This window comes from Marilutibacter aestuarii, assembly GCF_006546775.1.
Taxonomy (GTDB): Bacteria; Pseudomonadota; Gammaproteobacteria; order Xanthomonadales; family Xanthomonadaceae; genus Marilutibacter; species Marilutibacter aestuarii.
The window spans coordinates 63,415-87,004 of the sequence record NZ_VICE01000006.1; the positions used below are offsets into that span (position 1 = coordinate 63,415).

Here is a 23,590-nt window from a genome sequence, read left to right on the forward strand (position 1 = left end):
GTCAGCGCGACTCCGGCACCGCTTCGCCGCCGGCACCGCGCGCCATCGCCATGATGGCCTCGAACGCCACCCAAAGGGCCGCGATCAGGATGACGATGTCCATGCCCAGCAGCAGCCAGTTCTGGTCGGTGTAGAACTTGCCCAGTTGCACCAGCAGCGCGAGCAGCGACATCACCAGCAGGAAGGCCAACGGGATCGCGGTGAACCAGACCGGCCGGCGCTGCTTGATCAGGATCACCGACAGGATGCACAGGGTGAGCCCGGCCAGCAGCTGGTTGGTGGTGCCGAACAACGGCCAGATGACCATGCCGCCGGAGCCGTCGCCGCCGGCACCGAAGGCCAGGGCCAGGCAGGTCGCCAGCGCGACCAGGGTCGCGACCCAGCCCTGCTGCACCGGTCGCGCGCCGACGATCTCCGCGGCTTCCTGGACCACGTAGCGCTGCAGGCGCAGGCCGGTGTCCATGGTGGTCGCGGCGAACAGGATCGCCATCACCGAGAGGATGGTGCTGCCCAGGCCGGGATCGAGGCCCAGGCCGTTGGCGAGGATGTTGCCGCCGCCGTTGACGAAGGCGACCACGCCACCGGAACCGAACTTGTCGTAGACGCCTTCCCACTCGCCGAGCGTCGCGAAGCCCGCGGTGCAGGCGATGATCGCCGCCAGCGCCAGCATGCCCTCGCCCACCGCGCCGAAATAGCCGACGAAGCGCGCATCGGTTTCCTTGTCGAGCTGCTTGGAGCTGGTGCCGGAAGCGACCAGGCCATGGAAGCCGCTGATCGCGCCGCAGGCGATGGTCACGAACAACAAGGGCACGATGCCGGGAGTGCCGTCGGGCACGTTGGCGTTCATCGCCGGGGCGACGATGGTGGGGTGGAAGAACAGCGTGGCCGCGTACATCAGGCCCAGGCCGACGAAGAGCTGCAGGCCGTTGATGTAGTCGCGCGGCTGCAGCAGCACCCAGACCGGCAGCAGCGACGCGATGCCGGCGTAGGCGAACAGCAGGATGATCCACTGCGCCTTCGGGCCGAAACCCATCACCGATTCGGGCAGCGTGATCGGATAGGACTGACCGACGAAGATGAGCGCGTACAGCACCACCACGCCGATGATCGAGGGCCACAGCAGCGGCACCTTGAAACGGTAGATCGCCTGGCCGATGAACAGGGCCACGACGATCGCGCCCCAGGTCGGGATGACCGAGGCCGGGTTGGCGACCAGCAGGTTGGAGATCACCACCGCGAACGCGGCGTTGACCATCAGCAGGAGCAGGAAGATCACCACCAGGAACAGGTTGCGCGCGCGCGTGCCGATCACGGTGCCGGTCAGCGTGCCGATCGACTTGCCCTTGTTGCGGACGCTGGCCCACAGCGCGCCGAAATCATGGATGCCCGCGAAGAACACCGTGCCCAGGGTCACCCACAGGAAGGCCGGCAGCCAGCCCCAGATCACCGCGATGGCCGGGCCCACGATCGGCGCCGCACCGGCGACCGAGGTGAAGTGGTGCCCCCACAGCACGAACTTGTTGGTCGGCACGAAATCGACGTCGTCGCGCAGCTCATGCGCCGGTGTCCGGAAGTTGGGATCGAGCCGGTAGATCTTCTCGGCGATGAACTTCGAGTAGAAGAAGAAGCCCAGCGCCATGGTGGCGAGGCCAACGAGCATCAGGACAACGGCATTCATGGCGGACCCTCCTCTTGGGCACCGGCGGTGGCGGTGCCCGGACGAGGATGGAACCTCGGCGGCGGGATTGGAAGTCGACAGCGCCCCGCTATCCGTGCATTGCGACTAAAGTTGCAGCGCGCGCCCGCGGGTTTTGCGCTGCAACATGAAATTTCCGCTCAAGTCGCCACGATGCGCAACATCTGCCCGGTGATGTACGCGCAGTAGGTTCCCAGCGCGTAGCCGAGCACCGCCAGCAGCACGCCCACCGGGGCCAGCGCCGGATGGAAGGCACTGGCGACGACCGGCGCGGACGCCGCGCCGCCGACATTGGCCTGCGAGCCGACCGCCATGAAGAACAGTGGCGCGCGGATCAGCTTGGCCACCAGCAGCAGCAGGCCAGCGTGCACGCTGATCCAGATCAGCCCGAGGGCGAAGAGACCGGGCTTGTCCAGCAGCGCGCCGATGTCCATGTGCATGCCGATCGTCGCCACCAGCACGTACAGCATCGCCGAGCCCACCTTCGACGCGCCGGCGCCTTCCAGCGTCCGTGCCCGGGTGAAGCTCAGCGCCAGGCCGATGGTGGTCGCGAAGACCACCATCCAGAAGAAGCCGGAGGTCAGGCTGTAGTCGGCCAGCCGCCACTCCGCCGGCAGGGTGCCGATCCAGGCCACCAGCGGATCGGCGAGGAAGTGCGCCAGGCCCGTCGCACCCAATCCCACCGCGAGGATGATCATCAGGTCGGTGAGGCTGGGAATGCGCGAGTGCTCGGCCTGGTAGGCCTCGATGCGCCGCTTCATGTCCTCGATCGCCGAGGTATCCGCGCGCGTCCAGCGGTCGAAGGCCTCCGAACGCGCGGCCAGGAACAGCAGGATCGCCATCCACACGTTGGCCACCAGCACGTCGACCGCGATGAACTGGCCGAACAGGTCGCTGTCCACCTCGAACACTTCCTTCATCGCCGCCTGGTTGGCACCGCCGCCGATCCAGCTGCCGGCCACCGTGGTCATGCCGCGCCAGGTGTCGCCCGCCACGGTCTCCGGGTGCACGACCCCCATGACGACGAACGAGACGATCGCCCCCAGCATGACGCCCACCGTGCCGGTCAGGAACATGATCACCGCCTTGGGTCCCAGCCGCAGGATCGCGCCGAGGTCGATGGCGACGCACAGCAGCACCAGTGCGCTGGGCAGGAGGTAGTCCCGTGCGACGGGATACAGGCCCGAGGCGTTGCCATCGATCAGGCCGATGCTGTTGTAGATCGCCGGGATCAGGTAGCACAGCAAAAGCGCGGGGATGTAGGTGTAGAACTTCTTCCAGAAGCCATCGGGACGCGATGAGGTCCAGAAGATGGCCCCCAGGGTGATGGCCAGCAGGCCCATGACGACGGCGTCGTTGGTGATCAGGGCGGCACTGGTGGTCGGATCTGTGGCGGCGGCCATGGGGGCTCCCGTTATCGGTCAGGATGTCGACAAGGCGAGCGCCCGCGGCGCTCGCCTTGTCACTGCCTCCCCGGGCGGGCGGGAGGCGAATGGGACACGGGCATGGCGTCCGATGCCATGCGTCGACGCCGGTGGCGCGACGCATGCCCGGGGGATGCAGCGTCAGTCGCCGATGTGCTGCTCCAGCCAGGCGTTGACCGTATCGTGCCACTGCACGCTGTTCTGCGGCTTGAGCACCCAATGGTTCTCGTCGGGGAAATAGAGGAACTTCGACTCGATGCCCTGGCGCTGCAGCGCGGTGAACACGCCCAGGCCCTGCTCGACCGGGATGCGGTAGTCCAGCTGGCCGTGGATCACGAGCATCGGCACCTTCCAGTCCTTGACGTGGTTGACCGGGTTGAACTTCTCGTAGCCCTCGGGGTTCTCGTACGGCGTGCCGCCGTTCTCCCATTCGGTGAACCACAGTTCTTCGGTCGCGTAGCCCATCATCCGCTGGTCGAACACGCCGTCGTGCGAAACCAGGCACTTCCAGGGCGAGCGACCGGCTTCATCAAACCAGTTCCCCGCGATCCAGTTGACCATGTAACCGCCGTAACTGGCACCCAGCGCGCAGGCCTTGTCGCCGTCGAGGAAGTCGTACTTGGCGCGTGCCGCGGCCCAGCCCTTCTGCAGGTCTTCCAGCGGACGGTCGCCCCAATGCCCGCTGATGGCGTCGGTGAAGGCCTGGCCGTAGCCGGTCGAGCCGTGGAAATCGATCATCACCACCGCATAGCCCTGGCCCGCGTAGGTCTGCGGGTTCCAGCGGTAGCTCCAGCCGTTGCCGAAGCTGCCCTGCGGGCCGCCATGGATGAGGAAGGCGACCGGATAGGTTCGGCCTTCCTGGTAGTTCCAGGGCTTGACCACGTAGCCATGCACGGTGTCGTTGTTCCAGCCCTTGAAGCTGAACTGCTCGAAGTCGCCGAAGCTGACGTCGCCCAGCATCTCGCCCGCCGACGGCGTGATCGCGCGAAGCGACGTGCCTTCGGGGGTGGCGGTGTAGATGACGTCTCCGGTCTTGAGGCTGTTGCGGGTGAACGCCAGCGTCTGTCCGGCGAGCTGGACCGAGGACACGCTGCCATCGCCGACGAGCTTGCGTGCCTGGCCGCTGGCGAGCTCGACCGCGTAAAGCGGGTGCTCGCCCATGTCCTGCACGGCGGTGTAGATCGTCTGGCCATCGGCCGACAGGGTGATGCCACCGGCGGAACGGTCCCAGTCGGGGGCGATCTCGCGGGTGGCGCCACTCGCCATGTCCATGGCCATCAGGCCGAAGCGGTCGGCCTCGAAGCCCGGGCGCTTCATCGCCATGTAGTAGAGGGTGCCGCCATCGGCGCTGAAGGTCGCCCCGGTGTCCCAGGCCTTGTTCGCCGCGGTCAGGTTCTTCGCACTGCCCGAGCCATCGGCGGCGACCTGGTAGAGGTCGAAGTTGGTCGACCAGGGTTCGCCGGCATTGGCCAGGCGCGCGCTCATCACCAGCGTCTGCCCGTCGGGCGCCCAGGTGTACTCACTGCTGTCGCCGAAGGGCCGCGAGGGCACGTCGGCGACCAGGTCGGCGCCGACCAGGGTGGCGGTCTTCACCAGTCCCTTGCCCAGCGGCGCGACGAAGACGCGGTTGAGGCGGCCGTCGTTCCAGGCGTCCCAGTGGCGCACGAACATGCGGTCGTAGACGACGCCGCTCTGCTTGGACGCCTCGCGAGTCTCCAGCCGGCCGGCAGTGCACGCCAAGTCGCTGGCGCAGTCGGGGAAGGCCTCGACGTTGAGCGCCACGCGGTCGCCGCTGGGCGAGAGCCTGAAGCCGCCGACGTCGACCGGCAGGTCGGTGACCTGCCTCGGGGTGCCGCCGCTGGCATCGATCGCATACAGCTGCGAGGACCCCGACTTCCCGCTGAGGAAATAGACCGTCCGGCCATCGGGCGCGAAGGCCGGCGAGTTCACGTTCCAGCCTTCGGGAGTCAGGCGCACCGGCGGCGCCGCGTCGCGGGCGAACAGGTCCTCGATCCACAGGCCGGTCGTGGCGCTGTTGGCCTCCAGGTCGGCAACGCGCTTGGCGAACACCAGGTGGCGGCCATTGGACGACAACACCGGCGACGAGTAGCGGTCGAGCCCGGCCATGTCGCGCACGCCGAAGCCGCGTTCGGCGGCATGGGCGCCGAATCCGGTGGCCGACGAGGCTGCGGCGACCAGCAGCGGGAGTAAGGCGTGACGCAGGACCATGGACGACTCCGACAGGACGAAAGTCCCCGATGGTAGGCCGGCTCGCGCGCCGGGGCAAAGGCCGGGGGTCATGCCAGCGATGGCCGCTTTCGATGTTGCGGCACAGCATCCCGGCGGCGGGGGATGTCATCGCGGCGGGCGCGCGGCGCGCCCGCGGCGGCTCGCTATAATCGGTCGAGCATTGTCCGGCGCAAGGTGTCCCGTGGCTGCACCCCCCACCGTCGCGCACGACCGCGACCAGTTCCTGGGCCATCCCAAAGGCCTGTTCGTCTGTTTCTTCACCGAGATGTGGGAGCGTTTCTCCTTTTACGGGATGAAGGCCCTCCTGCTGCTGTACCTGCTGAAGTACCACCTGTTCGGCGACGATGCCGGTTACGACCTGCTCGGTGCCTACGGCGGCCTGGTCTACGCGATCCCGGTCATCGGCGGCCTGCTCGCGGACCGCTACCTGGGCATGCGCAAGGCGGTGCTGCTGGGCGGCATCCTGCTGGTACTGGGGCATGTCGGCATGGCCTTCGAGGGCGAGCAGGCACGCATCGTCGCCGGCGAGGTGGTCCGTGACGAAGGCGCATTGCAGGTGTTCTACCTCTCGCTGGCGCTGATCATCATGGGAGTGGGCTTCCTGAAGCCGAACATATCCACCATCGTCGGCCGCCTGTATCCGGAAAACGATCCACGCCGCGATTCGGGCTTCACCCTCTTCTACGCGGGGATCAACGTCGGCGCCCTCTTCGCGTCGCTCATCTGCGCCTTCCTGGGCGAGACCTACGGCTGGAGTTATGGCTTCGGTGCCGCCGGTGTCGGCATGCTCGCCGGACTGGTGATGTTCGTATGGGGCCAGAAGTACCTGCATGGCCACGCCGAGCCCAACGACCCGGACAGGCTGCGCGAACGCGTCGGTCCGCTCAGCCGCGAGTGGTGGATCTACCTGGGGAGCCTGGGCGGCGTCGCCATCGTGTGGCAGCTGATCCAGCGCACCTGGACCGTGCACGGCGCGATGCACATCATCGCCCTCCTGCTCGCGATCTGGTTCGTCCATTTCCTCGTCACCCGGTGCAACACCGTGCAGCGCCAGCAGATGATCACCCTGGTCCTGCTGATCATCGGCGTACTGATCTTCTTCACGCTCTATGAGCAGACCTACGGCTCCTGGGTCACGTTCACCGACCGACTGCTGACCAAGGACCTGTTCGGCGCGGCCGACAACGCCTATGTCCCCGCCCTGCCCTGGGCGGTCTATGCGCTGGCGGCGAGCCCGCCGCTGATGATCGCCGCGCTGATGGCCAGCGACCGCGGCCGCGGCGACGTCGCCAAGGGCCTGGTGGTGCTGATGGGCGTCGGCCTGTTCGTGGCGATCGCGCACGACATCGTGCTGGTCAAGCAGACCGCGGGCTCGCTGACCTTCCTGGGCGCGTTCTTCATCGTCGTGCTGGCCCCGGTCTTTTCCTGGTTCTGGCCGTGGCTGGAGAAGCGGGGGCTCAACCCCAGCAAGCCGGCCAAGATGGGTATCGGCCTGGTGTTCGCCGGCCTCGCCTTCCTGCCGATGGTCGCCGCCGCCCAGTACGCCGGCGCCAGCGACGCCATGGCCAGCGTGTGGTGGCTGGTGCTGGCGTACTTCGTGCTGGAGATCGGCGAGATGTGCCTGTCGCCGATCGGCCTGTCCGCCGTCACCCAGTTGTCGGTCGCCCGCGTCGTGGGCCTGATGATGGGCGCTTTCTGGCTGGCCACGGCCTATTCGGAAGTGCTGGCGGCGGGCTTCGGCAAGCTGGCCTCGATCGAGCTGGCCGAAGGCGCCACCCTCGACATGGCCGAGGCCGCCAGCAAGTACTCGGACCTCTTCTGGCTGATGGTCTGGGTCGGCATCGGCTCGGGCATCGTGTTCCTGCTGCTCACGCCCCTGGCCAAGCGCTGGATGCACGGCGTCAAGTAGCCGCCCGCACCACACGGCACACAAAAAAGGGCGCCCCGCCGGGCGCCCTTCTCCTTTGTCCAGATCGCTGCGATCAACGCGACGTGACGGCGCGGTCGGGAACCCCGATCACTTGCCGGCGGAGCCCTCCGACGCTGGGCCGGTGGTCGCGAGCTCGCCGCCCAGGCTCCGGGCGAAGAAGGCGAGCAGGCGCGTGTAGAACTCGCGACGGTTTTCTTCCTTGTAGAAGCCATGCCCCTCCTCGCGATAGTAGAGCGATTCGACCGGCACGCCGGCCTGCTTGAGCGCACGCTCCATCATCTCGGTGTGCTGGATGGGCGCCCGCTCGTCTTCGCCGCCGGCGGCCAGGAACACCGGGACCTTGATCTTGTCGGCCATCCGGTTGGGCGATACCGCGGCCAACTGCTCGCGCGGCCCGATCCAATCGTTCAGATAGGTCTCGCCCGAACCGCGCTCCTGGATATCGCCGTCCGTGTGCATGGTCGGCAGGTCATAGACGCCGACGTAACCCGCGGCGCACTTGTACAGGCCCGGCTCCCTGGCGGCACCCATCAACGAAGCGTAGGCGCCATAACTGGCGCCGTAAATGCAGATCCGCGCGGGATCGGCATGGCCCTGTTCGATGGCCCAGCGCGTCGCGTCGGTCACGTCGTCCTGCATCGCCCGGCCCCATTGGCGGGCGCCGGCGTTCTCGAATGCGCGTCCGTAGCCGCCGGAGCCACGGAAGTTGACCTGCAACACGGCGTAGCCGGCATCGGCCAGCATCTGCACGTCCGGGTCGAAGCCCCAGTTGTCACGAACGTCGAAGGGCCCGCCGTGCGGGTGCACGATCGTGGGCAGGTTCTTGCCGCCCGAACCCCTGGGCAAGGTCAGGTAGCCATGCAGGGGCAGTCCGTCGCGGGACTGGATGACCACGGGCTTCTTTTCGGCCATCTGCTCCGGATCGATCCATTGCGCGCGACTGACCACGTGCGAGGCCTTCTTGGCGACGGTATCGAACAGGTAGTAGTCGCCCGGCGACGTGTCGCTCCATACCTGGACGAGGGCGAGCCGCCCGTCGCTGGTCTGGGACGTCACGCTGACGCCATGGCCGGCGAACGCCGCCTCCAGGCTCTTCTGCAGGCGGGCGTCCGCGGAGTCGGGGTCGAAGAACTCGGTGCGCACCCGGCCCGACATGAACCGCGCACCGATCGGCTCGCGCGAGTTGTTGGCGTAGATGATCCCGGCCGGGTCCACCGCGGCGTCTCGCAGGAGCTCTCGCGGCTTGTCCCACTGGCCGACGTCGTAGGCGACGATCGCGTCGGGACCCTGCGCCCGTTCGGCGATGAAGTACGCGACGCTGTCGTCCCGGGAGAAGCCGATGGGGCGCTCGAACAGGCCATCGGTGCCTTCGCTGCGGATCAGCTCCCACTCGGCGCCCGGCCTCGAGCGATAGAACAGCTTGCGGACGTTGTCGACGCCCGAGCCCATCGCGAAACGCACTTCGCCCTGGTTGTCGGTCTTCATCGTCGCGTTGCGGACCGGCGCCGCCGCCAGCCGCACGCGCCGGCCGGTCATGACGTCCAGGCGGTCCGCGCGCGTGTAGGGCTCGCTCGTGAACGGCGTGATCGACGCGACGACGTAGCGGTCCTCGTCCGGCAGGTCATCGACCAGGAAGGCGGCAACGGCCTCGACCTTCTTGGGCTGGATGGTGGTCCCCGGCCCCGCGCTCGTCACGGACTGCCCGGCGAGGATTTCCGCGCGACTGCCATCGGCATTGATCGCGTACAGGTTGCCGTCGGGCTGGGGGCTGGCCAGCATGCCGAACTTGCGCGCGGTGCTGATGACGACGCGCTCGGGATTCACCCAGTTGAAATCGATCACATGGGTGTTCTTCTGAAGGGTGAAGTTACCCGTGACCTCGAGCGTCTCGCGATCGAGGACCACCAGCGCGGTGCGATCCTCCAGCAGCACCGTGGCCGCGTAGTAGTCGCCATTCGGCGATATCTTGATGTCCGAGAAGCTGTCCCGCTTCACGTAGGCATCCAGGTTTACCGCATTCGCCACGGGTGCGCCCAGGCATGCCATTGCCAGGCCCAGCATCAACGCCTTGCGTTGCTTGATCATGTTGTCCGTCCTTTTCGAATTGCCGTGGACCTGCGTCCACGGCGATGTCAAGCCCACAGACTCACTCGCTCGCGGCGGGGTCGCCGACGTTCGACTTCCCACCGATATGGCGGTCGAAGAACGCCAGCATCTCGGTGTAGAGCCGGAGGTTGTTCTCTTCCTTGTAGAAGCCGTGCATTTCGCCCGACTGGATGATCATGCCTTCCGGCGGGTTGCCTGCCGCCGTGAGGGCGGCGCTCATGGCCTCGGTGTTTTCCGGCGGGCAACGCGCGTCGCGTGCGCCGGCGGCGAGGTACACCGGCAGGGTGATCTTGTCGGCGTGGTTGACCGGCGACATCGCGCTGCGCTCTTCCTTGGTGGCGCCCAGGGCCCGATAGAGGTAACGACGCCCGCCCTCGCGGTCGCTGGTGTCGCTCTTGGTCATCTGGATCTCGGCGTCGTAGGCACCGACATAACCGAATGCGCAGCTGTACAGGCCAGGCTCGCGCGCGGGCGCCATCATCGATGCATAACCACCGAAGCTGGCCCCATAGATGCAGATGCGGTCCTTGTCGGCGTAGCCCTCGTTGATCGCCCAGTGGGTGGCATCGAGGATGTCATTCATGATGCCGGTGTCCCACTGGCCGTACGCCATGTCCTCGAAGCCCTTGCCGAAGCCACCCGAGCCACGGAAATTGACCTGCAGCACCGCATACCCGCGGCTGGCGAACATCTGCGCTTCGCTGTTGAAGCCCCAGCTGTCGCGCGGCCCCATCGGCCCGCCGTGGGGATTGACGATCATCGGCATGTCGCGGCCGTCGGACCCCTTCGGGATCGTCAGGTAGCCGTACAAGGTGAGTCCATCGCGACTCTTCATCGCAAAGGACTTGACCGAGGCCATCCTGGACGGATCGAGCCAGCTGCGGTTGCGCATCAGGAAGCGCGCCTTGCCCGCCTCGCGGTCGTAGAGGTACAGCTCACCCGGGTCGCTGTCGCTGTACACCGAGACGATGACCTGGTTGCCGTCGCGGGTGGCGCTCGAAAAGTCCACGAAGCGCCCGGGGAACGAGGCCGCCAGCGAGGCATACAGCTCGGCGTCGGGGTGCGACTCCTCGACCATCGTCACCCGGGGTGCGCCCGGCATGGTGATCACACCGAGGATGGTCTCGTTGTCGGTCGCGACCACGTAGCCCGAGGGATCCGACACCGGATCGTGGAACAAGCGCTTGAAACCGCCCGTTGCCGGGTCGATGATGCCGAATGCCTCGGTGCCCTTGCCGTCGCTTTCGGTCGCGTAGATGCGGCCATCACCGGACGTGCCCAGCACGCTGAGGCGCTTGCCGGACGACTTGGAGCTGTTGAGCAGGGTCCAGCTGCCGTCCGCCTGTCGCTCGTAGAGCTCATTGTGGGTGTCGAAGTTGCCTTCCGCATCCTCGTCGTCGTAGCACACGGCATAGCGCACGGACTTGTCGTGGTCCAGCGCGATCGAGCAGTTTTCGCGGGGCGCCCTGCCCAGGGACTTGCGGCGCGCCGAGATCACGTCGAAGAGGACGACTTCGGTGCCGGCGCCTTCGGAGGAGCGCGGATAGTTCACTGACATGATGACGTTGTCGGGATCGTCCTTCAGCGTGTCGAGCAGGCTGAAGCTCTCATTCCCGACCTGCTTGCCGCGCTCGGTCGCACCGCGCGTGCCACGGAAGACCAGGGGACGCGGCTGGCTACCGTCGGCATTCACCCCGTACCACTCGCCGGTCCCGAACGGCTGGGCGTAGCGGCCGACCTTCCGGATCGAGTTGAACATCAAGCGGTTCGCGCTGACCCAGTAGAAGCTGCCCACGCTCTTCTCGTTCGGCAGCTGGTTGACGTTGACGACCCCCAGGTCCTTCGTCCTCAGGACGGTGAGCACGTCCTGGCCCTCGCGATCCACCGTCATGGCCAGGTACTCGCCGTCAGGCGAGATCTTCACGGTGCTGTAGGTCGCGTGGCGGACGAAATCTTCGACCGGAATGGGCGCCTCGGCCATGACCGGGCCCGTCAGCAGCAACAAGGCCGCAACAAGATACTTCTTCATTTTCCCCTATCCCCAATTGTTGACGAACAGATACTCCCCAGGCCGAGATTATCCCAGCTTGCCCGCGAAAGGCATCGGGCACTGCCGCAAAAAACCGGGATTCAGGCCAGTGTCGCGGCAAGGGCCTGCCGCCACTCCGGCAATTCCAGTCCGTATTCGGCCCTCAGGCCTGCGGTATCGAGGACGGAATAGGCGGGTCTGTGGGCGGGGGTCGGGTATTCCGAGGTGGCGATCGGAACCAGCGCCGGGCGTCGCGCCAGGCGACCGGACGCCACCGCGAGCTCCATGATCGCGGAGGCGAAGTCGAACCAGCTGCCCTGGCCTTGCGCGGTGAGATGACGGACACCACTCGACTTGAGCCCCTGGTCGAGTATCCGCGCCGTGGCATCGGCGATCAGCCATGCAGGGGTGGGCGAGCCGACCTGGTCGGCCACGATTCGAAGCTCGTCGCGCTCGGCGCCCAGGCGGAGCATGGTCTTGAGGAAATTGTGGCCATGCAGGCCATAGACCCAGGCGGTGCGGAGCACGAGGTAACGGGCGCCGCTTTCCTCCAGGGCAACCTCGCCGGCGCGCTTGCTCTCGCCATACACGCCCAACGGGTCGGTGTCGTCGGCCTCGGTGTAGGGCCGGTGGCCGCGGCCATCGAACACGTAGTCGGTGGAATAGTGGACCAACGGAATGGACAGGCGCTGGCACTCGCGGGCCATGGCGGCGGGCGCCTCGGCGTTGATCCGGAATGCCAGGTCGGGCTCCTGCTCGGCCTTGTCGACGGCCGTGTAGGCCGCGGCATTGACCACCACGTCGGGCCGCACGCGCTCGATGAGGGAACCGATCCCGGTGCCATTGGCCAGGTCCACCGACTCGCAGCGACCACCGCCGACAAGCTCGCCATCGCGGGTCGCCGCGACGACCGCTCCCAGCGGTGCAAGGCTGTGCAGCAATGCCTGGCCAACCTGGCCGTTGGCGCCGAACACCAGCGACTTCATGGCATGAAGACCGGCAAGCGGTTCTCGTCGATCCCCGACAGCAACGGGGCCCGCGCGTCCTTGGGCGACAACAACGGCTCGGCCACCGGCCAGTCGATGGCCAGCGACGGGTCGTCCCAGCGGACGCCCGCGTCGGCATCGCCATCGTAGGTGGCGGTGCACAGGTAAGTGAACACCGCGCGCTCGCTCAGCGTGACGAAGCCATGCGCGAAGCCTTCCGGGATCCAGAAGTGGCGCTTGTTGTCCGCGCTCAGGTGCACCGCGGTCCACTCGCCGAAGTGCGGGGAGCCACGCCGGATGTCGACCGCGACGTCCCAGACCTCGCCCTGCACGACCGAGACATACTTGCCCTGGGGATTGGGCCACTGGTAGTGGAGCCCGCGCAGCACGCCACGGCTCGAGGAGGACACGTTGCCCTGGACGAACGCGGGCGACAGCCCGTGCGCGGCGAGCTTGTCGTGGTTGAACGACTCGAAGAAGAAGCCACGTTCGTCGCCGAACACCTGGGGTTCGATCACCAGGCATCCGGGCAGGCCGGTCTCGATGACTTTCATGGCACGAACCCCCGCTTGGCCAGCCCCATCAGGTACTCGCCATAGCCGTTCTTGGACAGGGGCCTGGCGAGCTCGGCGAGGTCGGCATCGCTGATCCAGCCGTTGTTCCAGGCGATCTCTTCCGGGCAGCACACGCGCAGGCCCTGCCGCGCCTCGATCGTCTCGATGTAGTTGCTGGCCTCGAGCATGGACTGGTGGGTACCCGTGTCGAGCCAGGCATAGCCCCGGCCCAGCTGCTCCAGGTGCAGTTGCCCCGATGCCAGGTAACGCTTGTTGAGGTCGGTGATCTCGAGCTCCCCCCGCGGCGAGGGCTTGAGCTCGGCGGCGATGTCGCTGGCGCGGCCGTCGTAGAAATACAGGCCGGTGACCGCGTAGTTGGAGCGCGGCTTGGCGGGCTTCTCTTCGAGGCTGACGACGCGCGCCTGGTCGTCGAACTCGGCGACCCCATAGCGCTCGGGATCCCTGACCCAGTAGCCGAACACCGTCGCGCCTTCTTCGCGCGCATCCGCGCGCCTGAGCAGGGCGGTCAGGCCGGGGCCGTGGAAGATGTTGTCGCCCAGGACCAGGCAGCTCGGCTGGCCGCCGAGGAAGTCACGCCCGATCAGGAAGGCCTGGGCCAGGCCGTCCGGGCTCGGCTGCGCGGCGTACTCAAGGTTCATGCCCCACTGGGATCCATCGCCAAGCAGGTGCTGGAACAGCGGCTGCTCGTGCGGCGTGTTGATGATCAGCACGTCGCGGATGCCCGCAAGCATCAGCACGCTGAGCGGGTAGTAGATCATCGGCTTGTCGTAGATCGGCAGCAATTGCTTGCTGACGGCCTGGGTGATCGGGTACAGGCGGGTGCCGGAGCCGCCTGCAAGGATGATGCCCTTGCGTGCCATGCGTCGCCTCCCTCAGCCCTGGCCGATGCGTTCGAGCCGGTAGCTGCCGTCGAGGACGCGCTTGACCCAGTCGGCGTTGTCGAGATACCAGTCGACCGTGCGGGCCATGCCCTCGTCGAAGCCGAGTGACGGCTCCCAGCCGAGTTCGTCGCGAATCTTGCCCGCGTCGATCGCGTAGCGCCGGTCATGCCCGGGGCGATCGGCCACGAAGGTGACCAGTGATTCGCGCGAGCGGCCATCCCCCAGGGGACGGCGTTCGTCGAGCAGGCGGCAGATCGTCCTTACCACCACGAGGTTCTCGCGCTCGGCGTTGCCGCCCACGTTGTAGGTCTCGCCGGGACGCCCCTTCTCGAGCACGCGTTCGATCGCAGCGCAATGGTCCTCGACGAACAGCCAGTCGCGCACGTTCAGGCCGTCGCCATACACCGGGATCGGCTCGCCAGCCAGGGCCTTGGCGATGACGAGTGGAATGAGCTTCTCGGGGAACTGGTAGGGGCCGTAATTGTTCGAGCAGTTGGTCGTCAGGACCGGCAGCCCATAGGTGTGGTGGAACGCGCGTACAAGATGGTCGGAGGCGGCCTTGGAAGCGGAATACGGGGAGTTGGGTGCGTACGGCGTCGTCTCGGTGAACCGTCCGGAGTCGCCCAGGCTGCCGTAGACCTCGTCCGTCGACACGTGCAGGAAGCGGAACCCATCGCGCCGCGCACCTTCCAGGCCCTTCCAGTAGTCCCTCGCGCACTCGAGCAGCGCCAGGGTGCCGACGACATTGGTCTGGACGAACGCCCCGGGACCGTCGATTGAACGGTCGACGTGGCTTTCGGCCGCGAAGTTGACGATCGCGTCGGGCCGGTGCTCGGCGAGCAGGCGCTCGACGAGACTCCGGTCGCCGATGTCGCCCTGCACGAACACGTGGTCGGCGTTGCCGTCCAGGCCGCGCAGCGTGTCCAGGTTGCCCGCATAGGTCAGGGCGTCGAGGTTGACGACCTTCACGCCGCGCGAGACCGCGCCAAGTACGAAATTACCGCCAATAAAGCCGGCTCCGCCGGTCACAAGCCAGGTAGGCACTCGCTCAACTCCAATGCAACGGGATCGGGACGAAACCCGTCGTTGATGACGGGCCCGTGTTACAGCTGGGTATCAGAACGGGATGTCGTCGTCCGCGAAATCGTCGGCGAAGTCGTTCGACTTGGCCGGGGGCGCCTCGCGGCGCGGCTGCGATGCCTGCTGGCGCGGCGCGGACGGACGATCGCCGCCACCGCGATATTCGCCGCGACCGCCACCGCCACTGCCAGCACCGCCACCGCCCTCTCCGCCGCCACCGAGCATCTGCATCTCGTCGGCGATGATGTCGGTGAAGTACTTCTCCACGCCGTCCTGGCCGGTGAACTTGTCGTAGCGGATGGAGCCTTCGATGTAGACCTGCCGCCCCTTGCGCAGGTACTCGCCGGCGATCTCGCCGAGCTTCCCGAACAGCTTGACCCGGTGCCACTCCGTCCGCTCCTGGCTGTTGCCCTCGCGATCCTTGCGCACGCTGCTGGTCGCGACGCTGAGGGTGCAGATGGCCATGCCGCCCTGCGTGTATTTCATTTCGGGGTCGTTGCCGAGGTTGCCGACCAGGATCACCTTGTTGATGCCGCGTGCCATGGGATGGGTCCTAATTTGAAGTCCGGGAATGTCCCCGCTCGTGCCACCGGGGACCGACATTGCAGTATACCCTCCCCTCCCGCGCCATCAGGCGGACGCCTGCCGCACTGTAGGACTTTCCTGAATCGCCGCTGGCCCAGGGCTTCGCGCTTCCCCGTCACGCGCCATCCGGCGCCAGCGCGACGCCCCGTCGCGTGGACCACACGGCTTATAATCCGCCGACTCCACGCCAGCGGAATTCCATGTCAGTCCAAGCCCAGGCCGCGTCGCCGGACCTCGCCGCCATCCAGTCGCTCGCCCGGGAGGACATGGGCGCGGTCGACGCGCTGATCCGCCGTCGCCTGGCGTCGGACGTGGTGCTGATCAACCAGGTCGCCGAGTACATCGTCGGCGCCGGGGGCAAGCGCCTGAGGCCGATGTTGCTCCTGCTGGCCGCCGGCGCCCTGGGCCACCGCGGGCCGGACGCGCACCAGCTCGCGGCCGTGGTGGAGTTCATCCACACCGCGACCCTGCTCCATGACGACGTGGTCGACGAATCCGACCTGCGCCGTGGCCGCCGCACGGCCAATGCGGTCTGGGGCAACGCCGCCAGCGTCCTGGTCGGCGACTTCCTGTATTCGCGCAGCTTCCAGTTGATGGTCGAGCTCGACCGGATGGAGGTCATGCGCATCCTCGCCGACACCACCAACCGCATCGCCGAGGGCGAGGTGCTGCAGCTGCTGCACGTGCGCAACCCCGACACCGACGAGGCCGCCTACCTGCGTGTCATCGAGCGCAAGACCGCGGTGCTGTTCGCCGCCGCGACGCGCCTGGGCGCCCTCATCGCCGGCGCCGACGCGACCACGTGCGACGCGCTTCACGACTATGGCCTGCAGCTGGGCTACGCCTTCCAGATCGCCGACGACGTGCTCGACTACGCCTCCGATGCCGACACCCTGGGCAAGAACCTGGGCGACGACCTCGCCGAGGGCAAGGCCACCCTGCCCCTGATCCACGCGATGGCCCATGCCGATGGCGCCACGCGCCAGCGCCTGCGCGAGGCGATCGAACACGGCGACAGCGACGCACTGCCCGAGGTGCTCGACGCGATCCGGGCCCACGACAGCCTCGGCTACAGCCGCGGCCGCGCCGCCGCGTATGCCGACGCCGCCGAGGCCCGCTTGTCGGGACTGGCCGACAACCCGTACGTTGCCGCCCTGCGGGGACTGGCGCGCTACGCGGTCAGCCGCGACCACTGAGCCCCGCGGCTCAACCTCCGGGAGCCTGGAACCGCTCGCCGAGGAAGTCGCGCATCATCTCGAAGGCACGCCGGGCCGAGCGGGCGTCGTAGCGGCAGTTGCCGGTCTTGCCGGCATCCTCGGGATGGGTGAAGCAGTGGGCCGCGCCACTGAAATTGACCAGTTGCCAGTCGGCCCCCGCGGCGTCCATCTCCTCCTGGAACGCGAGGATGGCCTCGTCCGGCACCGACGTGTCGTCGGCGCCGTTGAGGACCAGGACCGAGGTGGCGACCGGCGACTGCGCACTGGCTGGCGCAGACGAGCCCAGGCCGCCGTGGAAACTGACCACGCCATCGACGTCGGCGCCCGCGCGCGCCATCTCCAGCGCGACCGTGCCACCGAAGCAGTAGCCGATCGCGGCGACGCGCCCGGGGTCGAGCGGCAGGGCGCCGGCCTGGCCACGCAGGGCCGCCAGGGCATCGCCCGCGCGCTCCCGGGCGGTCACGCCGCCATCGGCGAACACGGCCTGCACCTGCTTGCGCGCCTCGTCGCTGTCGGCAGGCCGGATGCCCTTGCCGTACATGTCGGCGACCAGGACCACGTAGCCGGCGCCGGCGACATCGCGCGCCTGGGCGATCGCGGCATCGGTCACGCCCATCCAGTTCGGCACCATCAACACGCCCGGCCGGGCATCGCCGGCATCGTCGTAGAGGAGCACGCCACTGAAGGTCTTGCCGCCGCTCTCCCACTCCAGCGGCGCCTGCTGGATCGCGGCCACGGCCGGCAGGGTGGCGAGCGAGACCGCAAGGGTGAGGAGGATGCGGCGCATGGGACGTCTCCGGGCGAAGGAAGCCCGAGGATAGCGCGGCCGGCGCGAGCGTCGGGTGGATGTACCCGACGGGACGGCCTCAGTGGATGCCCAGGCCCTGGATCGTGCTGATGCGCTCGGGGTCGAATCCGGCCAGGGCCGCGAAGCGCCGGCCGCGATCGACGTAGTCGCGGAACGGGCCGAAGCTCGGCGCGCCGGGCGAGAGCAGCACCACGCCCTCCCCCTCCAGTGCGCGGGCGGCCACGGCCATTGCGTCGGCCAGGGCCTCCGCCTGGACCAGCTGGAAGCGCCCGCCGGCAGCGGGCCCGGCCAGCCGGGCGGCGATCCGCGGCCCGTTCTGCCCCATCGCCACGATCACGCGCGGCGCCTGCACCGCCATCGCGTCGGCGAAGTCATCCCAGTCGATGCCGCGGTCGTGCCCGCCGACGAGCACCGCGACGCGGCGGTCACGGAAACAATCCAGCGCCGCCAGCGTGGCATGCGGGGTGGTGCTGATGGAGTCATTGACGTATTCGATGCCATCGTGCACGCCCAGCGACTGCAGGCGATGCGGCAGCGGCTGGAAATCCGTGGCGGCCGGCGCCAGGGCGCGTGCGTCCAGGCCCAGCGCGTCGATCGCGGCGAGGACCGCGCAGAGGTTGCTGCGGTTGTGGCGCCCCGGCAACGGCAGGCCGGCGGTATCGAGGATTCGCGCCTCGCCATGGCAGAGCATGTCGTCGCGCAGGTGCCAGCCGCGCGCGTCGCCATACCAGTGGACCTCGCTATCGGGCAGGGAGAGGCGCGACAGGCGCGGGTCGGCGGCATTGAGCACGGCGATCCGCGGCCGCGCGTCGGTCACCAGGCGCAGCTTGTCCTCGACGTAGCGCGCTTCCGAGCCGTGCCAGTCGAGGTGCTCGGGGAAGATGTTGGTCACCACCGCGACATCGGGGCGCGCGCCGCTGTCGGCGACGTCGCCGGTCTGGTAGCTCGACAGCTCGATCGCCCAGAAGGCCGGCACCGGCACGTGCGCGGGCAGCTCGAGAAGCGGCATGCCGATGTTGCCGGCCAGCGCGGTACGGTGCCCCCCGGCCCTCAGCAGGTGCGCCAGCAGGGCGGTGGTGGTGCTCTTTCCCTTGGTGCCGGTCACGCATACGGCATGGGCCACGATGCCCGTGTCCGAAGCATGCTCGGCGAACCAGATCGCGGTGGCGCCGGTGAAGCGCGTGCCGGCGGCCCGGGCGGCGATCACCTCGGGACGGTGCGGGCTGATCCCCGGCGATTTCACCACCAGGTCGAAGCGCGACAGGCGTTCGGCGTCCACATCGATCTCGACCTGCAACGCCGGGTCCCCGAGGGCGAGGATGCCCTCGCGCTCGTCCGCGTTGCACAGCACCGTCAGCGGCAGGGGGGCGTCGTTGACCGCGCCGAAACGCGTGGCGCTCGCCCGCAGCGCGGCGTGGGTGGCGCGGCCTTCGCGCCCCCAGCCCCACAGGGCCAGGCGGCCGCCGGCGGCGACGAGCGACTCAAGCTGCGAAATACGCATCCAGGCGCTCCGCCAACGGCGCCGGGATCCGATGCGCCTGGTCGGGTACCAGCAAGGGCTCGATGCGCAGGGCCCCGGCCTCCAGTTGCGGGAGGATCTCGCGACTGAAGCGCTCCACCAGCGCATCGCCACGCCATTCCGCGCGCGTGGCCAGGCAGGCCATCGCGGCGCGGGACTCGCGCCCCTCGCCCACGCATTCGAAGGGCTTGTGTTCGCGGAACTCGAGCAGGGCGTCGTAGCCGGCGGTCTGCGCCGGGTCGTCGAGCAGGTTGCGGCCGAAGATGCCGACCAGTCGCGTCTTGGGCATGAACGGTGCCAGCGCCAGGAACACGAAATGGCACTTGGGGCAGACGCCGCACCAGCGGTTCGCCGGTCGCTCGCCGAGGATGTGGAAGTTGCGGTTGCAACTGGAGAAATGGCCGTCGTAGCGGTCGCCACGCGCGAACTGGCGCGCCACCGCGAGTTCGCTGAGCGGACGCAGCAGCGAGTAGTACGACAGGTCGGCGGCAAGATGGCGCTCGACGTGCTCGCCGAAGGCCTTCTCGAAGGCCCAGCCCTTGGACCACTGGTGGTTGACCTCGCTGGTGACGGTGCCGTCGGGCGCGAGGATCAGGCTGCCGTAGCTGGCCGAGCGCTCGTTCGAGAAGACCACCTGGTCGACCCCGCGCAGCAGCGCGGCCAGGACCAGGATCGCCGAGTTCACCGCCGTCACCGGGATGTGTCCGTTCCACGCGCCCTGCCGGTTGTACTCGAACAGGGCCGGGGCCAGCGCGCGCCCGATGTTGAGCGTGGGCAGGCCGGTGCGTTCGGCGCAGGCGCGGATCAACTGCGAGCCGCCGATCCAGCTGACGGTCTGCTCGACGCCGACGCTGCGCAGGGCTTCGATGCTCACCAGCGAGTCCTTGCCGCCGCCGATCGCGACGAGCGCATGCCGGCGCAGGCCGAGCGCGGGGGCCCGCTCGCGCGCGGCGCCGGCCGCCGGGAAGCGGACGTGCCCGTGCAGGTCCAGCCCGTTGCGGTAGGCGAACTCGCCCAGGCCATTGAGGTAGATGTCGTCCAGCAGCGCGGCGGTGACCGCGTCGATGTCGTATCCCTCGATGCGGATCTCGCGCGGCACCGCGGCCTTGTAGTAACTCACGCCCGCGACCAGGTGCAGCAGCCGCAGCGCCTGCTCCACGGCCTGCGCCCGTTCGCCATCGAGCGCGAACGGCGCGCCGGGCACGGTGACGGTCTCGACCATCTCGGGGCCATCGTCGAAGGCATAGACCAGGCGCGCGACGCCGGTATCGGCATCAAGCTCGCAGCGCACGAATCGGAAGGCCTGGATCGCGTCGCGCTGGAACTTCCAGGATCCGCTGGCCGGTTTGTCCACGGTGTCACTCATTCAATCACGTCCTCGGCCGGCAAGGCCCGCAGGTTGTAGGTACTGGCCATGCTCATGCCATAGGCGCCGGCGTCGGCGACCAGCATCACGTCGCCGGGCGCGGTGCCGGCGGGCAACTGCACGCGGTGGCCGAACACGTCGCTGGATTCGCAGATCGGTCCGACGACGTCGAACACGCCGTCCTTCGCCGCGTCCAGGCGTTGCAGGTTCACGATCTCATGCCAGGCATCGTAGAGCGCCGGCCGCACCAGGGCGTTCATGCCCGCGTCCAGGCCGACGCGGCGGATGCCGTCCTTCTCCACCACCTGGGTGGCGCGCGAGAGCAGCACGCCGGCCTCGGCGACGAGGAAGCGCCCGGGTTCGATCGTGAGCTGGAACGCCGGATGGATGGCCTTGACCTCGGCCAGCCCCTCGGCCCAGTCGCGCAGGTCGAAGGGCTCGTCGTCGGCACCGTACGGGATCGGCAGGCCGCCGCCGATGTCCAGCACTTCCACCGTGCCGATCCGGCGCGCGAAGCCGGCCAGGTCGTCGTACATCTGTCGCCAGTGCGCGCGCGTCTCCACGCCGCTGCCCAGGTGCGCGTGCACGCCGACGATGCCGATGCCGAGCGCGCGCGCGGCCTCCACGAACTCGTCGACGCGGCCGGCCGCCAGCCCGAACTTGGAGGTCTTGCCGCCGGTGGTGACCTTTTCGTGGTGGCCGTCGCCGAAGCCCAGGTCGATGCGCAGCCACAACCGCCGGCCGCGGAACACGTCGGGCCAGTTGTGCAGCGCCTCGACGTTGTCGAGGGTGACGGTGACGCCCATCCCGAGCGCGGCTTCGTATTCCTCGCGCGGGGCGAAGCTGGGGGTGAACAGCACCCGTGCCGGATCCATGGCCGGCAGGACCGCGAACACGTGCCGCAACTCGCCCAGCGACACGCACTCCAGCCCGAAGCCCTCGGCGACCAGCGCCTTGAGGATCTCCGGGTGGGAATTGGCCTTGATCGCGTAGTACCGGCGATCGATCGCCTCGATCGCGGCGAGCTGGCGGGCGCGTTCGCGCACCGTCGGCAGGTGGTAGGCGTAGCGCGGGGTCGGACCATCCGCCAACGCCAGCAGGCGACTGCGCTCGCCGATCCACCAGGGCGTGGGCTTGGGCCGCAGCTGCCCCTCGATCTCGCGCCAGCGCGGCCCGAAGACCCCGGTCTCGTGCACCGGCATCGCGCCGCTGTCGATCAGCTCGGCGTGCAGGAACGGCAGCATGCCGTCGGCATCGGCCTCGTCGATGACGAAGGTCAGGTTGAGGTCGTTGGAGGACTGCGAGATCAGGTGCACGCGCTCCTTGCCGAACGCGGCCCAGACGCCCGAGAGCTTGTGCAGCATCGAACGCATGCCACGGCCGACCAGGGTGATCGCGGCGCAGGAGACGATGACCCGGACCCGGCAGATTTCCTCCAGGTCGGCCGACAGCGCCTCGAGCACGTTGGTGCTGACCAGGTTCTCGCTGGGGTCCAGCGACACGGTGACGTTGGTTTCGGCCGAACCGATCAGGTCCACCGAGAGGCCATGGCGGCGGAAACGCTCGAACACGTCGGCCAGGAAGCCGACCGACTGCCACATGCCGACGCTTTCCATCGACACCAGCACGATGCCGTTGCGGCGGCTGATCGCCTTGACGCCGGGCAACGTCGCCGCCGCGCTGTCGATGCGGGTGCCGGGCAACTCGGGGCGCTCGGTGTCGAGGATCGCCATCGGCACGCCGGCGTGCCGGCAGGGGCCGAGCGAGCGCGGGTGCAGGACCTTGGCGCCGGTGGTGGCGATTTCCTGGGCCTCGGCATAGTCCAGGCGGGTCAGCAGTCGCGCATCGGGCACTTCGCGTGGATTGGCGCTGAACATGCCCGGCACGTCGGTCCAGATCTCGACCCGCTGCGCCTTGAGCAGGCAGCCGAAGTACGCCGCCGAGGTGTCGGAACCGCCGCGCCCGAGCACCGCGGTGCTGCCGTCGCGATGGCGCGCGATGAAGCCCTGGGTGATCAGCATCGCGGTGGGTTGGGCGGCGAAGCGCTCGCCGAAGCCGGCGTCGACGTCGCGCTGGCAGTTGACCGACAGCCGCTGCGACCACTCGCTGGCATTGGGCAGGGACACCGCGTCGAGCCAGTCGCGGGCATCGCACCAGCCGACGTCGTGCCCCTGCGCGCGCAGGTAGGCCGCGCCCAGCGTGGACGACATCAACTCGCCCTGCGCCAGCACCTCGGCCTGCCAGTCCAGCGCGAGCGCGCCCGCGCGCGGATCGGCGCCCAGCGCGCGCAGCACGCCGAAGCGCTCGCCCAGGACGCGGTCGGCGTCCAGGCCCAGGTCGGCGCAGAACGCGCGGTGGCGCTCGACGAGGGCCTCGACCCGCGCCGGGATGCCGTCGCCGGCGCAGATCGCGGTGAGCGCGTTGGTGACGCCCGACAGTGCCGAGACCACGACGAGCACGCGCGCGTCGTCGTCGGCCATGCGTTTGGCGGCCAGGCGTCCGATGGTGTCCCAACGATTGCGGCGCGATACGGAGGTTCCGCCGAACTTGAGTACGACCCAACGCTGTCCTTGTGCCACCACCATGCCTCTGAGTTATATGGATAGGTTCGATGGGCGCAGGCGCGCTTCGCCCGCAGCCCCTAAAATCACCGGTCGGCAGCATCCCCCTCGGGACGGCACCGGGCCGGCGCCTGGCCTCGCCAGCGAAGCGACGCCAAACCGCGATTCTAGTCGAACTCCTTCCCCCGCATCGCCCCAGGACCCTCTTTCGATATGCCCCGTCGTTATCTCCAGCTGGACGTCTTCGCCCATCGACCCGGGGCCGGCAACCCCCTGGGCGTGATCCCCGATGCCGAAGGGCTGGACGCGGCGACCATGCAGGCGATCGCCCGCTGGACGCGCCTGCCGGAAACGACCTTCGTGTTCCCGCCCACGCAAGCCGGCGCGAGCTATCGCATCCGGATGTTCAGCCCGCAGCGCGAAGTGCCCTTCGCCGGTCACCCCAGCGTGGGCACCGCGCACGTGGTGATGCAGGCGGGCATCGCCGCCCCGGTCGACGGCATGCTGTGGCAGGAAGGCGCGACGGGCGTGCTGCCACTGGCCGTGACCGGTTCGGGCCGCGAGCGCCGCATCGCCG

General features: G+C 68.4%; 17 protein-coding genes. 3 read left to right on the top strand and 14 right to left on the bottom strand.

Features of this window, described 5'->3' with window-relative positions; genetic code table 11:
* Window position 1: 1 nt before the first annotated feature.
* The 3 genes from FKV25_RS00905 to FKV25_RS00915 all read right to left on the bottom strand — a co-directional run bounded on the left by FKV25_RS00905 (window position 2) and on the right by FKV25_RS00915 (window position 5,349).
* Window positions 2-1,678, bottom strand: a complete 1,677-nt coding sequence (locus tag FKV25_RS00905; protein ID WP_141516898.1) for a carbon starvation CstA family protein — start codon at window positions 1,676-1,678, stop codon at window positions 2-4.
* Window positions 1,679-1,836: 158 nt separating this feature from the next.
* Complete coding sequence (locus FKV25_RS00910) at window positions 1,837-3,099, bottom strand: DUF819 family protein (RefSeq protein ID WP_141516899.1); 1,263 nt, start codon at window positions 3,097-3,099, stop codon at window positions 1,837-1,839.
* Between the two features lie 162 nt (window positions 3,100-3,261).
* Window positions 3,262-5,349, bottom strand: coding sequence for a S9 family peptidase (locus FKV25_RS00915; protein ID WP_141516900.1), 2,088 nt, complete (start codon window positions 5,347-5,349; stop codon window positions 3,262-3,264).
* Between the two features lie 202 nt (window positions 5,350-5,551).
* Here FKV25_RS00915 and FKV25_RS00920 point away from each other — a divergent pair, with 202 nt between their 5' ends.
* Window positions 5,552-7,279 (top strand): peptide MFS transporter, encoded by a 1,728-nt coding sequence (locus tag FKV25_RS00920; protein WP_246071809.1) that lies wholly within the window; start codon window positions 5,552-5,554, stop codon window positions 7,277-7,279.
* Between the two features lie 108 nt (window positions 7,280-7,387).
* Here FKV25_RS00920 and FKV25_RS00925 read toward each other — a convergent pair whose 3' ends face one another.
* From FKV25_RS00925 to ssb, 7 genes are all read right to left on the bottom strand, one after another.
* On the bottom strand, window positions 7,388-9,385 hold the full coding sequence (locus tag FKV25_RS00925; RefSeq protein WP_425462593.1) for an alpha/beta hydrolase family protein: 1,998 nt from the start codon (window positions 9,383-9,385) through the stop codon (window positions 7,388-7,390).
* 61 nt (window positions 9,386-9,446) lie between these two features.
* Window positions 9,447-11,435: an alpha/beta hydrolase family protein gene (locus FKV25_RS00930; protein ID WP_246071811.1), complete on the bottom strand. Its 1,989-nt coding sequence runs from the start codon at window positions 11,433-11,435 to the stop codon at window positions 9,447-9,449.
* 101 nt (window positions 11,436-11,536) lie between these two features.
* Entirely contained in the window at window positions 11,537-12,421 is an 885-nt protein-coding gene (gene rfbD / locus FKV25_RS00935; RefSeq protein ID WP_141516902.1) for a dTDP-4-dehydrorhamnose reductase, read from the bottom strand.
* Entirely contained in the window at window positions 12,418-12,975 is a 558-nt protein-coding gene (rfbC, locus tag FKV25_RS00940; protein ID WP_141516903.1) for a dTDP-4-dehydrorhamnose 3,5-epimerase, read from the bottom strand. Before rfbC ends, rfbD begins: the two co-directional genes overlap by 4 nt.
* Entirely contained in the window at window positions 12,972-13,856 is an 885-nt protein-coding gene (gene rfbA, locus FKV25_RS00945) for a glucose-1-phosphate thymidylyltransferase RfbA (protein WP_141516904.1), read from the bottom strand. Before rfbA ends, rfbC begins: the two co-directional genes overlap by 4 nt.
* Window positions 13,857-13,868: 12 nt before the next feature.
* Window positions 13,869-14,921, bottom strand: a complete 1,053-nt coding sequence (gene rfbB, locus FKV25_RS00950) for a dTDP-glucose 4,6-dehydratase (protein ID WP_141516905.1) — start codon at window positions 14,919-14,921, stop codon at window positions 13,869-13,871.
* A 72-nt stretch (window positions 14,922-14,993) separates the two neighbouring features.
* Window positions 14,994-15,500 (bottom strand): single-stranded DNA-binding protein, encoded by a 507-nt coding sequence (gene ssb / locus FKV25_RS00955; protein ID WP_141516906.1) that lies wholly within the window; start codon window positions 15,498-15,500, stop codon window positions 14,994-14,996.
* A 242-nt stretch (window positions 15,501-15,742) separates the two neighbouring features.
* On the opposite strand from ssb, the gene FKV25_RS00960 reads away from it, so the two are divergent.
* Entirely contained in the window at window positions 15,743-16,738 is a 996-nt protein-coding gene (locus tag FKV25_RS00960; RefSeq protein WP_141516907.1) for a polyprenyl synthetase family protein, read from the top strand.
* Between the two features lie 10 nt (window positions 16,739-16,748).
* Here the strand turns inward: FKV25_RS00960 and FKV25_RS00965 are convergent, their stop codons facing one another.
* The 4 genes from FKV25_RS00965 to FKV25_RS00980 all read right to left on the bottom strand — a co-directional run bounded on the left by FKV25_RS00965 (window position 16,749) and on the right by FKV25_RS00980 (window position 23,031).
* Entirely contained in the window at window positions 16,749-17,546 is a 798-nt protein-coding gene (locus FKV25_RS00965; RefSeq protein WP_141516908.1) for a dienelactone hydrolase family protein, read from the bottom strand.
* Window positions 17,547-17,625: 79 nt separating this feature from the next.
* Window positions 17,626-19,068 carry a UDP-N-acetylmuramoyl-L-alanine--D-glutamate ligase gene (murD, locus tag FKV25_RS00970; protein WP_141516909.1) on the bottom strand — a complete coding sequence of 481 codons (1,443 nt, stop codon included), beginning with the start codon at window positions 19,066-19,068 and terminating at the stop codon, window positions 17,626-17,628.
* Entirely contained in the window at window positions 19,049-20,452 is a 1,404-nt protein-coding gene (gene murL, locus FKV25_RS00975) for a UDP-N-acetyl-alpha-D-muramoyl-L-alanyl-L-glutamate epimerase (RefSeq protein WP_246071813.1), read from the bottom strand. The genes murD and murL overlap by 20 nt, the downstream gene beginning before the upstream one ends.
* Window positions 20,449-23,031: a bifunctional aspartate kinase/diaminopimelate decarboxylase gene (locus FKV25_RS00980; RefSeq protein WP_246071815.1), complete on the bottom strand. Its 2,583-nt coding sequence runs from the start codon at window positions 23,029-23,031 to the stop codon at window positions 20,449-20,451. Before FKV25_RS00980 ends, murL begins: the two co-directional genes overlap by 4 nt.
* Before the next feature lie 195 nt (window positions 23,032-23,226).
* Between FKV25_RS00980 and FKV25_RS00985 the strand changes: the two genes are divergently transcribed.
* Window positions 23,227-23,590 (top strand): PhzF family phenazine biosynthesis protein (locus FKV25_RS00985; protein ID WP_141516911.1); only part of this gene is annotated, 364 nt, incomplete at its 3' end.